The organism is Lamprocystis purpurea DSM 4197 (genome assembly GCF_000379525.1).
GTDB lineage: Bacteria > Pseudomonadota > Gammaproteobacteria > Chromatiales > Chromatiaceae > Thiodictyon > Thiodictyon purpureum.
This window is the reverse complement of the sequence record NZ_KB902514.1, coordinates 1-13,940: the sequence shown is the minus strand read 5'-3', so window position 1 is coordinate 13,940 and position 13,940 is coordinate 1. Positions and strand designations below refer to the sequence as shown.

The 13,940-nt window shown below is 66.0% G+C and carries 12 protein-coding genes; 4 read left to right on the top strand and 8 right to left on the bottom strand.

The window, feature by feature from the left end; genetic code table 11:
- Positions 1-8: 8 nt before the first annotated feature.
- From A39O_RS0120145 to A39O_RS38885, 3 genes are all read right to left on the bottom strand, one after another.
- Positions 9-959: an alpha/beta fold hydrolase gene (locus A39O_RS0120145; RefSeq protein ID WP_020506473.1), complete on the bottom strand. Its 951-nt coding sequence runs from the start codon at positions 957-959 to the stop codon at positions 9-11.
- A gap of 328 nt (positions 960-1,287) precedes the next feature.
- Entirely contained in the window at positions 1,288-1,617 is a 330-nt protein-coding gene (locus A39O_RS41030) for a DUF5615 family PIN-like protein (protein WP_157640291.1), read from the bottom strand.
- Positions 1,601-1,825 (bottom strand): DUF433 domain-containing protein, encoded by a 225-nt coding sequence (locus A39O_RS38885; protein WP_083924805.1) that lies wholly within the window; start codon positions 1,823-1,825, stop codon positions 1,601-1,603. The genes A39O_RS41030 and A39O_RS38885 overlap by 17 nt, the downstream gene beginning before the upstream one ends.
- A 277-nt stretch (positions 1,826-2,102) precedes the next feature.
- Here A39O_RS38885 and A39O_RS42255 point away from each other — a divergent pair, with 277 nt between their 5' ends.
- On the top strand, positions 2,103-2,249 hold the full coding sequence (locus tag A39O_RS42255; RefSeq protein ID WP_211211644.1) for a hypothetical protein: 147 nt from the start codon (positions 2,103-2,105) through the stop codon (positions 2,247-2,249).
- Positions 2,250-2,325: 76 nt separating this feature from the next.
- On the opposite strand, the gene A39O_RS0120135 is transcribed toward A39O_RS42255, so the two are convergent.
- Positions 2,326-3,660, bottom strand: coding sequence for an MFS transporter (locus A39O_RS0120135; RefSeq protein WP_020506471.1), 1,335 nt, complete (start codon positions 3,658-3,660; stop codon positions 2,326-2,328).
- Between the two features lie 62 nt (positions 3,661-3,722).
- Entirely contained in the window at positions 3,723-4,925 is a 1,203-nt protein-coding gene (locus A39O_RS0120130; RefSeq protein ID WP_245561940.1) for an ATP-binding protein, read from the bottom strand.
- 170 nt (positions 4,926-5,095) lie between these two features.
- Here A39O_RS0120130 and A39O_RS0120125 point away from each other — a divergent pair, with 170 nt between their 5' ends.
- Positions 5,096-5,971, top strand: coding sequence for an alpha/beta fold hydrolase (locus A39O_RS0120125; protein WP_020506469.1), 876 nt, complete (start codon positions 5,096-5,098; stop codon positions 5,969-5,971).
- Between the two features lie 390 nt (positions 5,972-6,361).
- On the opposite strand, the gene A39O_RS0120120 is transcribed toward A39O_RS0120125, so the two are convergent.
- The 3 genes from A39O_RS0120120 to A39O_RS0120110 form a co-directional block, all read right to left on the bottom strand.
- A complete protein-coding gene (locus A39O_RS0120120; protein ID WP_026199567.1) occupies positions 6,362-7,255 on the bottom strand; it encodes a collagen-like domain-containing protein in 894 nt (297 codons plus the stop codon).
- On the bottom strand, positions 7,252-8,049 hold the full coding sequence (locus A39O_RS0120115; protein WP_020506468.1) for a DUF2092 domain-containing protein: 798 nt from the start codon (positions 8,047-8,049) through the stop codon (positions 7,252-7,254). Before A39O_RS0120115 ends, A39O_RS0120120 begins: the two co-directional genes overlap by 4 nt.
- Positions 8,050-8,518: 469 nt before the next feature.
- Complete coding sequence (locus A39O_RS0120110; protein ID WP_020506467.1) at positions 8,519-11,908, bottom strand: GH36-type glycosyl hydrolase domain-containing protein; 3,390 nt, start codon at positions 11,906-11,908, stop codon at positions 8,519-8,521.
- A gap of 332 nt (positions 11,909-12,240) precedes the next feature.
- On the opposite strand from A39O_RS0120110, the gene A39O_RS0120105 reads away from it, so the two are divergent.
- Together A39O_RS0120105 and A39O_RS0120100 are read left to right on the top strand one after the other, a co-directional pair.
- Positions 12,241-13,215 carry an Rpn family recombination-promoting nuclease/putative transposase gene (locus tag A39O_RS0120105; RefSeq protein ID WP_040528283.1) on the top strand — a complete coding sequence of 325 codons (975 nt, stop codon included), beginning with the start codon at positions 12,241-12,243 and terminating at the stop codon, positions 13,213-13,215.
- A 312-nt stretch (positions 13,216-13,527) separates the two neighbouring features.
- Positions 13,528-13,940, top strand: a 413-nt coding sequence (locus A39O_RS0120100) for a Uma2 family endonuclease (RefSeq protein WP_020506465.1), incomplete at its 3' end; no start/stop codon positions are given.

Genomic DNA, 13,940 nt, shown 5'->3' with positions numbered 1-13,940 from the left:
ATGTCCGTTTAGGCTGGAATTGGAAAGGCCCGTTGATTCCAGAACCGATCCAGGACCGCGCGGGTCGCCGCCGGGTGCTCCCATTGCGGCAGGCCGAGCTGCGGTGCCAGGGTCTCATGCCGCCAGTTCGGATGGGCGGCGACAAAGTCGGGGAGCGCCGCGAAATCGACATAGGGGTCGCGGTCCGCGATCACCAGCACCGGCAGGTCCTTAAGCCCGGCGTAGAGCCGATCGGCGGCCTGGGGCGTGAACAACTGCGTCGAGAGAAAATACAGCGGGGCGTGGCGGGCGCCGGGTTGATGAGAGGTCGCGTAGGCGTAGTCGATCAGATCGTCCGGCGCCTTGGTCGTGAACGACTTGTTGAGGAAATAGCGGATGCTGGGCCGCGACGCGACCAGATCGTACAGCCATTGGCTCAGCCCCGGCGTGGTCAGCACCCGATGCACCCCGCGCGCCGCGGCCGCGGACGGGAGCGGGCGGCGGCTGAAGCCGGTCGGCGAGATCAGCACCAGCGAGGCAACTAAGTCCGGCACGGCCGCTGCCGCGCGGGCGGTGAACTCGGCGCTGAGCGACAGCGCGACGACCGCGGCCGGTTGCGCGACCACCTGCGTCAGAAAATCGCCGATCGCGTCGGCGAAGAGTCCCGGCGTATAGGGGCCGGCCGGTCGCTCGGACTGGCCGAAGCCGGGCAGATCCAGACTGTAGACCGGCCGTTGCGCGCGGTAGTGGTCGAACAGCGGTTTCATCTCGTAACTGCTCGGTGCCGCATTGATGCTGTGGATCAGCACCAGCGGCGTCCCGGCTGCCGGGCCGTCCACATAGTAAGCGAGCCGCTGGCCCGCGCGGGTCGAGAAGGTCTTGCGCGGGGCATCAAGAGCGTCGGCGAGCGGATGCACAGTGGCCGGCGTGCGCTGGTGGCGCAGATCGCCCAGGCTGGAGTTCGATTGATCGGTCGTCATGAGGGCTCTGGTGTCGCAGCAGCGGTTGGTCCGCGGGAAGGGGATTATCCTCCAAAGCCTGGGCTGTTCGCGATCGGCGGGCCGCTGCGGTCTTGATCATCGTGGCGGCTGGCCGCGATCGGTAAGTACCGCGGTCGGTACGGTATAGCCTTCGTACCTGATATCCAGACAGACCCTTGTGTAGGGGCGGGTTTGAAACCCGCCCCTACGTCCGGTTATCACGTTCGACAGCTATAACGCCATGATCTGGAAAGTCCGCTGTGCGGACCGACGACCGCGCAGATCGCGAGGTGACCGGGTTTATCACCAAGGCCCCCCTCCTGGCCCCTTAGCCCTTCAAAATCCCCGCCTTTTCAACGCGCCCTGGTACGACACGACGGGCAGCGTCCATGATGCTTGCAAAATGGGGAGTGAGATCTGCGACTCGGTTGGAGCGAGCGCGCACAAGCACGATACCGAAGGGCAGTACCTTGATGTTCTGCTGAAACTCAAGATTGCGATCAAGAGTGACGAAAACATCACAGACGCTACGTGCGCGACGCAAAAGATCGCCGTTCTTGATGCCGGACCAACCAAGACGATGTACTGTCGCTATGTCATGCCCAACAAATAGATTCGCGAAGTCAGCCGGAAAATTTTCGTCAAGCAAGATGCGCATTGGCAATCACGGACTCGTAGGCCGCATCGAGCAAAAAAATCGCCTGTTCACGTTTAACAGACGGAAACTGATGAAGAAATTCTTCTAAAGTGTCTCCTCCTTCTAAATAGTCGAATAGCGAGCGCACCGGAACACGGGTGCCAAGAAATACCGGCGTACCGCTAAGTATGTCGGGGTCGCAGCGCGTAAAATCAGAAAGCACGGTCATTCACGTTCTCCAAATGCTAAAGCGGTTTATGATCGATTGTCCCTATTTTCATTATCAGAGCGAATACCGTAGTCCGTCCCTTGTTTTCGCCCGTCCCTGTTTTCCAATTATTGGGAGATAAAGTGTTCTTGGCCGGATGTCGGTGTTGGGTGTGCTAGACAGATCCTGTATCTGCGGTATCAGATCGATTTCACCTGTTTTCCACACTGCCACCGTTGAATACCCCCGTCCCGCCGCCCGTAGTTCCTCCCTGTCCTGGTTAAGACGAGCCTAGTCCATGCCGAACAACCCGTCAACCCAAGAGCCGGAAATCCCCTCGTTCTGGGGTCGCTATATCAAAACGTTCACTAAATCAAAAATGATCAATGAAATGGTCGAGCCAATCACCGCGCGGGTGACTTGCTCGACCGACCTATCGCGTTGAAGTTCTTCGTGTCTTCGTGTCTTTGTGAGAGAACAGATCTTTTCAGGTTCAGGCGCGGACGATGCTCCGCCTCCGGTCAATGGACCGCGGCATGCTCGTGTTCATGGTCTTCGCGGATCGGCGGGCTCGGTGCTTTCAGTCGCACATAGACCGAGGCCAGGAACAAGAGCACATTGAGCACGCCGACCACGATGAAGGGTGCGCGCGGGTCCACATGGTCGAACAGTCGTCCGCCGGAGGAGGTGATCAACAGGATGCCGATGGCGCCGGAGACGTTGAAGGCACCGATGACCGAACCGCGTTCGCGTTTCGGTGCTTCCTGACCGATGAGTGACTGGCCGCCGAGATAGACGCTGATCTGGCCGATGCCGAGCAGAATGAAGAAATAAGTGGCATTGCTCCCCAGCGGATCATCCAGGAACAGCAGGGCGAGATTGCCGATGGCCGCCAGGGCCATGCACAGCGCCAGTGCCGAGACCCGATCCATGCGGTCGATCACCGGACCCAAGACCGGCGCCCACAGCAGGGCGGCGATCTGCGCGGTGACGAAAATAAGCGTGCCGGTCTTGATCGCCTCGGCGCTGCCCATGCCGGCGGCGATGCCGGCGGTCGAGCCCCAGAGTACCAGGAAGGTGGCGTTGACCGATTGGTCGCCGCGCGCAATGAAGGCGCTGGCATAGGAGAGCAGGATGCGCGGATTGCGGGCCTGGGCAAAGCCGCTGAGAAAGAGTGCACGGATGCCGGGGCGGTCTTTCTTATGGACCGGGGTGCCGCCTTTGAGTCCCAAAGCGACCAGCAGGGCGACCCCCAGGGCGATCCCGGCGATCACCAGATGGGTGTAGAGCCCGGCCTCCTCGCCGCTGAATCCAGCCTTGGTCAGTGCCTGAGGCAGGGCGCCGAGACCCTGGTTGGTCACCACGATCCCCAGTCCGCCCAGGACGCCGACGATCGCCACCATCTTGCCGCGCGAACGCTCGGCCGGATAGTCCACCAGCACGGTCGAGAGTGCGCCGGCCACCGTGACCACCCCGCAGGCATAGAGGATGCGATAAAGGTAGAGGTCGCCCACCGACTCGGCCAGCGGATACATCACATAGGTCAAGCCCAGCAGCACCAGACCCACCGCGTAGATGGAGCGGCGGCCGATACGGTCGATCAGGATCCCGGCGGGGATGAAGAGCGCCAGCGTGATCAGCTCGGTCCAGAACACCAGATCTCCGCTGATCGATCCCTGCTGGGCGGTCGGCACCTTGAGATGCTCGGTCAGCACATAGGTCTGGCCGATGGCGATGAAGGTCACCAGACCGATGGAAAAGAAGGCGGCACCAAGGAAGCTCCACCCGTGCCGCGGCAGAATGCCGGGCGCGAGATGAATGGGACCGATGCGGTAGGCGGGATGCTCAACTGTCATGAACGGTGCTCGTCATTGGACCTGAAAAAGAGAGGATGTACGGCGGAATCGCCACGCCGCAGTCATTCGAGAATGCGCCGCTTGCCGTCGAGTAGAAAGGTGATCGCGCGTTTGAAATCGGCCATGGAAACGACTTGTTCTTCGCCGTGGCGCAGCGAGGCATATGAGGCCGCCAGCAGCACGGCGTTCTGGATATCGCCGCCGGCCGCGTTCTCGGAATACTGCGCCAGGAGTTCAAAATCCACATCGGCACGGATCGGCAGTTCCACCGGGCAGTGACCCCGCCACAATTGCCGACGCTGTTCGGTGGCCGGCAGACGGAACTCGACATGGGCCAGTACCCGGCGCAGGAAGGCGGTATCGTAATTCTTCACCAGGTTGGAGGCGAAGATCACGGCCCCGTCGAAGTTGTCCAGCTCGATCAGCGTGGTGCTGCGTGCCACGTTGATCGAATTGTCCGCCGCCTGCGAAACGCTGGTCAGGCGCTTGCCGAGGATGGAATCGGCCTCGTCGAAGAACAGCAGGGCCCCGGTGTCGGTGGCGCGCCGGAAAGCGGCGCGGATGTTCTTGGGCGTCTCGCCGACATACTTCGATTCCAGTTCAGCGTAGCTGATGACGAGGATCTCGCGCTCCAGCATGGCCGCAATCGCCTCGGCAGCCAGGGTCTTGCCGGTCCCCGGCGGGCCGTAGAAGTTCAGCGCCACCCGCCGACCGGTGCGCGCGACCGACCCGAGATTCCAGCAGCCGAACAGCAGGTCTTGCGACAACAGTACATTCACCGCTTCGCGGATGCGCGTCAGGGTCTCGGCGTCCAGCACCAGTTGGTCGAGCCGATGGCGGGGCGGGCGTGGTCGGAAGCTTTCGAACTCCGTTTCCGGGGGCTGCTCCGCGTCGGGGTCCGGGCCGGGGGCCGCCGGACCGGACGGGCTCGCCGTCACCTGATAGAGCGGCTGTTGTCCACCGGTCGGCAGGCCATCCGGCACCGCCCGCCCCGGATTGAAGTCCACGCGGATGCGCGGCCGGCCCAGTTCCGGTGGAAACTCGCATCCGTCGTAGAGCCGGATCAGCTTGCGCAGGAAGGCATTGGACGCCTCGGCCGCGACCTCCACCGAGGTATCGGTGCCCCGTTCATGACACGCGGGACAGTAGAGGATGGGCGCGCCTTGGGCCTCGATCCAGTAGTGTCCCAGGTTGGACTTCTTGCCGTGGTGCGACAGGATCAGTTCGCAGCCATGGATCGGGCAGGTGGGTTTCTTTTTCAGCATCGACATGGGGGCGCAGTATACCGGCGGAGGGGCCGGCTGCCAGCGTTCCGCTTGCTGCCATGGCGATGTCGGACCCCGTTGGGGGCGTTCTGAAGGTAAGATGGCGGTTTTGCCCGGGGTCAAGGCCGTACTCGCCCGTGGGACGCCGTTGCAACCAAGGTCCGCGCTTCATGAACTACACACCTGTCCAACACATTACGCTCAAGAACGGTCCGCTCGCTTACCGGCAGGCCGGGACCGGCCTGCCGCTGCTGCTCATTCACGGCTGGCGGTGTTCGTCCCGCCACTGGCAGGGCACCCTGGATTACCTGGCCGATGCCCGCGAGGTTTTTGCTCTCGATCTGCCCGGCCATGGCGAGACCCCGCCCTGGCGCGACCCGATCACCACCGCGTTGCTGGCGCGCGAGGTGCTGGAGTTCGCCGATCGGCTGGGGTTGGAACGTTTCGACCTGGTCGGACACTCCTTCGGGTCGGCGGTCGCGGTCGGAGTGGCCGCCCTGGTGCCGACGCGGGTGCGCCGACTGGTGCTTACCAGTCTGGGCACGGCGCGGAATGTGATGGAGCGTGTCACCCTGACCCAGGCCCATCAACAGATGGATCTCGGCTTATCCTTGTGGCGGCCCCTGCTTGCCCTGTCGCGCGATGGGCATGCGCTGTGGAAGCCCTGGATCGAGTGGGCGGCCAATGACCCGGTCATCAGCCGCGCGGTCGCCGGCGCTTTCGTGGAAAACCTGCCGGAGGACGAGACCGCCATTCGCGACGGCGTGGTCGAGTTTTTCAGCACGGACCCGCTCTCGGCCCTGGAGGTCGCCATCACCGCCGGCAGCCCGGAGTTCTTTCCGGCGCTGACCAAGGTCACGGCCCCGGTACTGCTGGTCACCGGTGATCAGGATCCGCTGATGCCGGTGTCCGCCGTCGAGGCAATGGCCGAACGTCTGACCGATTGCCGCCTGGCCTGTCTCGACCGCTGCGGTCATCTCCCGATGATCGAGCAGCCGGAGGCCTTCCACCGCCTGGTGCGCGAGTTCCTGCTGAACGGGGAATGACCGCCAGGTCATTGTGATCCTGATCACGGCCGGAGCGGTTTCGACCGGACGCCGGGGCGGGGTCATAAGAAAACCGGAGGTCGGGGCTTACCGTGAAAGTCGCGCAGCGACCCTGTGGGAGCGGCGTCCCGCCGCGATGGGGTCGGGCGTGTCACCGCCCGTTCGAGGTCACCGCGGCATCGCATCGCGGCGGGACGCCGCTCCCACGGGGGNCATTCATCGTCCGGGGTGGCTGATGTTCTTTCCATGGCCGTTAGCCGGTTGACCTCGCGTCCGCGCGGCCCTGATCCGGCTAAGGTGATTTCCGGAATATCGGATATCACCCACCATCGGCTCGGATGTAGGTGCGACTGAAGTCGCCCCTACACTGACCATCGCGCTGGGCGCGGTTTAGTTCGGGTCGGCAACCACGCAGTAGTTCATCGCTGCTCCCTGATAGCATTGCTGGTAATAGACGCCATTATCGACCCAATAGGGCTGATCGGCGATCATGACGCGTTCGGCAGCCATCGGCAGCGAGGCGACCGCGGCGCCCACGGCCAACCCGGCGACGGCGCCCGCGGCGACCGCACCGCCGTTCCAGCCCGGACCGTAGTAGTGTCCCCAATTGGCGTCTCCGCCATAGACCACGCCGCCGCGATCCGGCCCGCCCACCACGACGTTGCCGTCCGGGCCGCGCGCCGCAAAGTCGCCGCCCGGTCCGCGGACGGCTGCCAGGTCGCCATCCGGTCCGCGGGCTGCCGCGAAGTCACCGCCGTCCGGTCCGCGCGCTGCCGCGAAGCCATCGCCATCCGGTCCGCGCGCCGCCGCGAAATCACCGCCATCCGGTCCGCGCGCCGCCGCGAAATCACCGCCATCCGGTCCGCGCGCCGCCGCGAAATCACCGCCATCCGGTCCGCGCGCCGCCGCGAAATCACCGCCATCCGGTCCGCGCGCCGCCGCGAAATCACCGCCATCCGGTCCGCGCGCCGCCGCGAAGCCACCGCCGTCCGGTCCGCGGACTGCTGCGAAGTCACCGCCATCCGGGCCGCGCGCCGCCGCGAAGTCGCCGCCGTCCCGGAAGCTTCCGCCGCTGAATCCATCATCGTGGAAACTGCCGTCGCCGCCATGGAATCCGCCGAAACCGCCCCCGCCGCCGAAGTCACCGCCGCCCCGGAAGCCGCCGCCGCCGAAACCACCCCCGCCAAAACCGCGGGCTGTCGCCAGCGTGCCGAAGCCAACCAGGCCCAGAGCCGCCGCGACCAGCACGGCGTTACGCATCAGGATCAAGCGACGGGTGTTCATGGCTGTGCTCCGGTCTGGGCAGGTTGAACGACAGGCGCAGCCGGTGTCGCGGGCGGTGCGAACTTGATCTGCTGTGCCCCGGCCGGCGCCTTGAAAGTGAAGGTGCTCGCCTTGAGTGGCGGTGCGGTCTTCCAGTCCTGCAGGTATGCGGTCCATTGCGGCGAGGCCGGCAGGTTTTTCTGATTGATCAGGATCTTGACCGGTACCGGCTTGGCGCCTGTGGCGACCCACACCTGGACCTGGACATCGTCCCGGTCGAACGCCAGATGATCGGCGGCGACCCCGCGCACCTTGCCGGTTCCGACGAACAGGGCGTGGCGCTGGCCCTTGCCCAAATGCTCGCACAGCTTGGGGCTGGCCAGATCGGCAAGCGCCACCCGGAAGTGCAGGTTCTGATCGACGTGCGCCAGGGCGCCCTCGATATCCGCGGGGACCTCGGCGGTGGCATAGACCTTCGCTGACGGGTCGAACAGGGTCATAGTCTTGCCGTTGAGGAAGAACTGCTTGTCGAGCAGATCGCCCGCGGCGTTGACCCGCAGTTTGTCGGGGCGCTGCACGAAGGTCTCGGTCGCGAAGCTGAACTGCAGCTTCTTGCCGCCGGCATAGACCCGGTCGTCGGTGACCTCCGCGCTGAAAGAGAATCGGTCGAGTGATTTCAGGTAGTCGCACATGCGTGCGACGATCCGGTTCGGATCCGGCGCCGCCGCCTGTTGCGACGGCTCGGCGGCCGTCGCCGGGCCGGTCAGCAGCAGCAGGCCGCTCAGGGCCAAACCGCTGATACGCTGTAGATTCATCGTCGTTCTCCTGTGATTGAAGGAACTCTCGGGAACATCCCGGCTGGCCCGGTGCAGGGCCGCCGCGGCACGGATCGGCACCGATCCAGTCGGATTCCGGCACGAACCGCTGACGCCAGGTTTCATGGCGCCGCTTGATCGCGGAATCGCCGCATTTACACTCATCCTCGCGTTCCGATCTGCCGACCGGATCGCAATCGGCGGATGTGTCGCCACGGACTGGAACGCAGCCCGGTTGAGATCGCTTGATTTATAAATAAGTTGCATCGATTATCCGACAACGACAACGACAACGACAACGACTGGGGTCGTGTTTCGCTTGTTGTTGACGCGCGACGGCCTCGATCAAGATTCCGGCCACTTGGACTCGTCGGGTGCGTAGTCAGGCCATCCTGGCCTGATACCGTCAGGGCTGGAAGCCCTGACTACGCACGCCGCCGGCCGGGATTACGATCAAGGTCCGCGCGACTTATCCCAGACGCAGGTCGACCCGGCAGGCGCCGCCGCCGTCCGGCAGCCTGACCCGCGCGACGCCATCGCTGACCGGCACCGTGCGCCCGTTCAAACTGACGGCGACCACCTGGCCGGCACCGGCGCCGTTCGCGACGACGATCTCACAGGAGGTCCGGCCGTCCGGTAACCGGTAAGTCATCCGGTAGCCGGGCCAGTCGGCCGGGATGCAGGGTTTGAGGATCAGGGTGTGGCCGTGCTCCAGGCGTAGGCCCAGCACCGACTCGACGCCGACCCGGTACAGCCAGCCGGCCGAGCCGGTGTACCAGCTCCAGCCGCCGCGGCCGATGTGGGGCTCGGTGCCGTAGATGTCGGCGGCCACGGCGTAAGGCTCCAGCCGGTAGGTTGCCACCTGTTCGGGGGTCGCCGTGTGGGTGACCGGGCTCAGCATCTCCAGCAACCGGGCGGCGCGCTCGCCGCGCCCCAGTTCGGCCATGGCCATCACCGCCCAGCAGGCGGCGTGGGTGTATTGGCCGCCGTTCTCCCGCACGCCGGCCAGGTAGCCCTTGATATAGCCGGGGTCCTTGGGGGTGTCGACGAAGGGCGGGGTGAGCAGGCGGATCAGGCCCTCGGTCTCGCTGATCAACTCGGACTCCAGCGCGTCCAGCGCCTGTTCCGCCCGTTCCCGCGGGACCGCCCCCGAGATGGCCGCCCAGGCCTGCGCCAGGGCGTCGATGCGGCACTCGGCGTCGGCGGTGGAACCCAGCGGGGTGCCGTCGTCATAGTAGGCGCGGCGGTACCAGGCGCCGTCCCACGCGGATTGCTCCAGCGACTCGACCAGCGCGGTCCGGTAGTCGGTATAGCGTTCGAGGCGGGCGTGATCGGCGCGCGCCGCGCACAGCGGCAGGAAGTCACCCAGGATGCGGTAGAGGAAGAAGCCCATCCAGACGCTTTCCCCCGTTCCCTCCCGGCCGACCCGGTTCATGCCGTCGTTCCAGTCGCCGGTGCCCATCAACGGCAGGCCGTGGGTGCCGCGGGTGAGTGAGCGGTCCAGGGCGCGGCAGCAATGGTCGTAGAGGTCGCCCGCAGTGCCGCTGGGCTCCGGCAGCAGATAGGCCTCGTCTTCACCGGGCGCCAAGAGCCTGGCGCTGAGATAGGGGACCTCGGCGTCGAGGATGGCCTGGTCGCCGGTCGCCTGAACATAGTGGCAGGTGACGAAGGGCAGCCACAGCAGGTCGTCGGCGAAGCGGGTGCGCAGCCCGCGCTCCATGGGTGCCGCGTGCCACCAGTGGAGCACATCGCCCTCGACGAACTGGTGGGCGGCATGCAGCAGGATCTGGGCCCGGGTCAGGTCCGGCCGCAGGGCCGTCAGGGCCGCCGCGTCTTGCAATTGGTCGCGGTAGCCGTAGGCCCCGCCGGACTGATAGAAGGCGGAGCGCGCCCAGATCCGGCAGCTCAGGTTCTGGTAGACGAGCCAGCCGTTGAGCATCAGGTCGATGGCCGGGGAGGGGGTCTCGACCTGCAGTCGGCCGACCAGATCGTCCCAAAAGGCCCGGGCTTGGGCCAGCGCCTGATCGACTGCGCCAGGTGCGCGGTAGCGTGCGACCGTTGCGTCCAGTTCGGCCTGGTCCAGACACTCGCCGAGCAGGAAGCTGTACTCGGCCGATGCACCGGGTGCCAGCGTCAGGGTCGCTTGCCGGGCGAAACAGGGGTCCAGCCCAGCGCCGCAAGCGCCGTCCAGCAGGGCGGTTCCGCGCAGGGCCAGGGGATCGTCCAGGTCGCCATGGCGGCCGATGAAGGCGGCCCGATCGCAGGTGAAGGACTGCGGTCCAGGGGTTCCGCCGGCCCGGATCAGCGCCGCGAACGCGATGCCGTCGGCAAAATCGTCGGCCGCCGGGTTGACGGCGGTGAGCAGGTCGCGGGCGGGGTCCCAGGCCGTTTCGATCGGGCTCGGCAGGGCCGGCTGGTTCCCCATGACCAGGCGCTGGTAGGAGAAGAGTGCCAGCGTCCGCGGCCGGGTGCCGTGGTTGGTCAGGCGCAGCCGCAGACAGCGCAGCGGGTCCGTGCGGGGCACAAAGACGGTGCTTTCCTGGGTCAGATCCGCGTAATCGCAGCGAAAGACCGAATAGCCGAGGCCGTGCCGGACCTCATAGTCGCAGGGCGCCGGCCGCGGTCCGGGCAGCGGCGACCAGGACTCGCCGGTGGCCTCATCCCGGATATAGAGGGCCTCGCCGTGGGGATCGCTCACCGGGTCGTTGGACCAGGGGGTGAGGCGGTTGGCCTGGCTGTTGCGCGCCCAGGTATAGCCGGCGCCGACCTCGCTCACCAGGCAGCCGGCCCGTTCGTTGGCGATGACGTTGATCCAGGGCAGCGGCGGGCGGGGCAGGGCGCCCCCGTCAGTGCCCGAGCGGCGCAAGGGCAGGACATAGTCGCGCCCGTCCGCGGAGAAGCCGCCGAACCCGTTGAACAGCCGCAGCGGTTCGCCCGCGAGGTCCAGGGCGGCGGCCGGCGCACCGGGGGCGCCGACCGCATGTCCGGTCGGTCCCGCGCCGACCGCCGGACCGGTCGCGGGGGCCGCTTCCGGGCGCTGGTAACCGTCCAGCAGCGCCAGCGCGCCCGCCCGGTCCGGGGCCACGCCGGTCAGGAACAGCACCTCGACCACGGCGTCAGCCGCCAAGGCGACTGTCGCGCGCAGGCTCAGACAGGGGTCGAGCACCTTGCCGACCGTGCCGGAGAGCGGCCCCGGCGCGATCAGGGCCGCGGGTGCGGCCGGGGTGCATCCGCGCCCGAGGAAGCGCATCCGGTCGGTCTCCCACTCGGCCGCCGCGGCACCGGTGACCGCGTGCACCAGCCAGGGCCAATGCTCGTCCTGCGCTCGCGGGCGGCGGCGCGCCAGCAGGGCGCCGGCCGCCGCGTCACGTTCGGTCTGCACGAACAGCTTGGCAAAGGCCGGGTGGGCGGTGTCCGCATCCACGTAGAAGAGCACGACCTCGAGATAACTGGTGATCTCGATCCGGCGCGGCCGTCCGGAGCGGTTGCTCAGGGTCACCCGTCGCAACTCCAGGTTGGCATCGACGGCCACGCTGACCTCCAGCCGCGATGCGATGCCGAAATCCTCATGCTCCAGGACGAAACGCCCGTCCGCGTACTCGGTCCGGTAGATCGGCGTCGGCGTGCGGGTCGGCTGGTACCCCAGGGACCAGAAGCGGCCGTTGTCCAGATCGCGTAGATACAGCAGGCTGCCCAGGTCATCCTGGAGCGGATCGGCGCGCCACCGGTTCAGGGCCAGACCGTCGCAGGACGACTGCCCGGCCCCGGTGGCCGAGATGCGCACCTCATAGCGGCCGTTGGACAGGGTGTACAAGGGAGCCGCGGGGGCCTGGGGGTCGGTGAAGGAATCGGTGATCATCCGGTGTGGTGCTCGTCAGATGGACTGCTGGGTGCCCGGGTCGCCGGTCGGGCAGGTGTCGGGAGCGAGTTTAGGTGATTTCCGGCGCTAACCGAATCTGCTTGCTTGATGTCAGCTTCAGCCGGCGGCATGTCGACCGCGACGGGGTGGCCCCGGCGAACCGCATCCGGCTGAAGAAGCACGCCCCCCAACCGGAGGCCGAGGCTTTAGCCGGTGGCCCCCACTCAAGGCAAGACACCCCGCGCAACGCGGCCTCCCAGGTTGCCTCTTTGGCGCGGATCTCCGGAACTGCGCCCCTTGTCGCATCGACGACGCCTGCCTACACTGCCGCCATGCGCCATCCCATCGATCCCAAGGTTGACTGCGTCTTCAAGGCCCTGCTGGGGGCAGAGTCCAATCGTGACCTGCTGCTCCATTTTCTCAACGCCATCCTCGGCGCGGAGCTGCCCCGGCCCATCACCGCGGTGGAGATACAGAATCCCTATAACGAAAAGGAATTCCTCGACGACAAGCTCACCGTGGTCGATGTCAAGGCCCGCGACGCCACTGGGCAGATGTATCAGGTCGAGGTCCAACTTCTCAATCACCGCGACCTGCCGGCGCGCATCCTCTACGGTTGGGCTGATCTCTACAGCGCGCAGATCAAGGCGGGCGAGAGCTACCGCAAGCTGCGCCCCACCTATGCGATCTGGCTGTTGGGTCAGACGCTGTTGCCGGATGCTCCGGAGTATGCTCATGAGTTCCGGTTGCGCGACCCGCACGGTCGCGTCTTTCTGGACCACGGCGGTATCTGGCTGCTGGAGCTCAGCAAATTCGCTGCCGACGCGGTCGAAACCGAGCAGCAGCGGTGGCTGAAGTTCTTCACCGAGGCGGAGCGTCTGGACGCGGACGCCCTGCCGGCCTGGATGCAGACCCAAGAGATGAGGCGAGCCATGAACACCCTGAAGGCCTTCTCTGAGAAAGAACACGCCTACCATGCCTACCAGGCGCGGCAGGACTTTCTGCGCGAACAGCAAAGTATCCAACTCGAATTCGACGATTTGCGCGCGGAGGTCGAGCAGGCGCGGGCGGACGTGGAGCAGGAGCGGGCGGCGAAGGAGCAGGAGCGAGCGGCGAAGGAACAGGAGCGTGCGGCTAAGGAGCAAGCGCAGGCGGATGCGGAGCAGGAGCGGGCGGCCAAGGAGCAGGAGCGAGCGGCGAAGGAGCAGGAGCGGGCCGCCAAGGACGAAGCCTTGGCCGAGAACGCGCGGCTGAAGCGCTTGCTCGCTGACAAGTCGGGACCGTCTGACCGCGGGACGGGGCAGTGATTTCGGCCTATCGTCACGTCCCGCTTCCGCAGCAAACCCGGTCGAGTGCGTGACGCGGAACGCGCGTCGGTTGGTTCCGCGCGGGAGGCGGTCCGCGCTAGCTCGGGCGACCGCCGCGCACCTCACACCTCTTGTGGCACCATTTGCAGACGAGGGATTTCCGAGTTCCGGGGACAGGACACTTAATTCAGCCCGCGATTGAGTAAACTGTCCCCGGAATCCCCGCGGTCTTCGTCTATCCTTTTGGAAATAGAGCCGACGATGAGATCGTCGTTGCTTACCTGGACCTAACTTGAGTGGGAGAAGGTTCCGATGCCCACCGCCGTCGCCATCCCGATCGAACTGCCGGCTGTTCCGGTCCCCCGGCGCCACCCCATCACCGTGACCGAGTATTTCCGCATGGGCGAGACCGGCGTCTTGGACCCGCAGGCGCGGGTCGAACTTATCGAGGGGGAGATCATCGATATGCCGCCGATCGGAGCACCCCACGCGAGCAAGACCAATCGACTGTTCGATCTGCTGACCGCTGCGGTCCGCGGTCAGGCCATCGTCTCCGTCCGGAACCCGGTCATCCTGGGCGATCTGTCCGCCCCGGAGCCCGACCTTGCCTTGTTGCGTTACCGGGATGACTACTACGTGCAGGCGCACCCCCGCCCCGATGACATCCTGCTCCTGATCGAGGTGGCGGACACAAGCCTTGTCCATGACCGTAACACCAAGCTGCC

What these genes read in the sequence shown, in the direction of transcription:
- A39O_RS42255 (WP_211211644.1), top strand. Translation starts at nt 2,103, where the DNA reads ATGCCGAACAACCCGTCAACCCAAGAGCCGGAAATCCCCTCGTTCTGG.
- A39O_RS0120130 (WP_245561940.1), bottom strand. Translation starts at nt 4,925, where the DNA reads ATGCTGAAAAAGAAACCCACCTGCCCGATCCATGGCTGCGAACTGATC.
- A39O_RS0120115 (WP_020506468.1), bottom strand. Translation starts at nt 8,049, where the DNA reads ATGAATCTACAGCGTATCAGCGGTTTGGCCCTGAGCGGCCTGCTGCTG.
- A39O_RS0120135 (WP_020506471.1), bottom strand. Translation starts at nt 3,660, where the DNA reads ATGACAGTTGAGCATCCCGCCTACCGCATCGGTCCCATTCATCTCGCG.
- A39O_RS0120125 (WP_020506469.1), top strand. Translation starts at nt 5,096, where the DNA reads ATGAACTACACACCTGTCCAACACATTACGCTCAAGAACGGTCCGCTC.
- A39O_RS41030 (WP_157640291.1), bottom strand. Translation starts at nt 1,617, where the DNA reads ATGCGCATCTTGCTTGACGAAAATTTTCCGGCTGACTTCGCGAATCTA.
- A39O_RS0120110 (WP_020506467.1), bottom strand. Translation starts at nt 11,908, where the DNA reads ATGATCACCGATTCCTTCACCGACCCCCAGGCCCCCGCGGCTCCCTTG.
- A39O_RS0120120 (WP_026199567.1), bottom strand. Translation starts at nt 7,255, where the DNA reads ATGAACACCCGTCGCTTGATCCTGATGCGTAACGCCGTGCTGGTCGCG.
- A39O_RS0120145 (WP_020506473.1), bottom strand. Translation starts at nt 959, where the DNA reads ATGACGACCGATCAATCGAACTCCAGCCTGGGCGATCTGCGCCACCAG.
- A39O_RS0120105 (WP_040528283.1), top strand. Translation starts at nt 12,241, where the DNA reads ATGCGCCATCCCATCGATCCCAAGGTTGACTGCGTCTTCAAGGCCCTG.
- A39O_RS38885 (WP_083924805.1), bottom strand. Translation starts at nt 1,825, where the DNA reads ATGACCGTGCTTTCTGATTTTACGCGCTGCGACCCCGACATACTTAGC.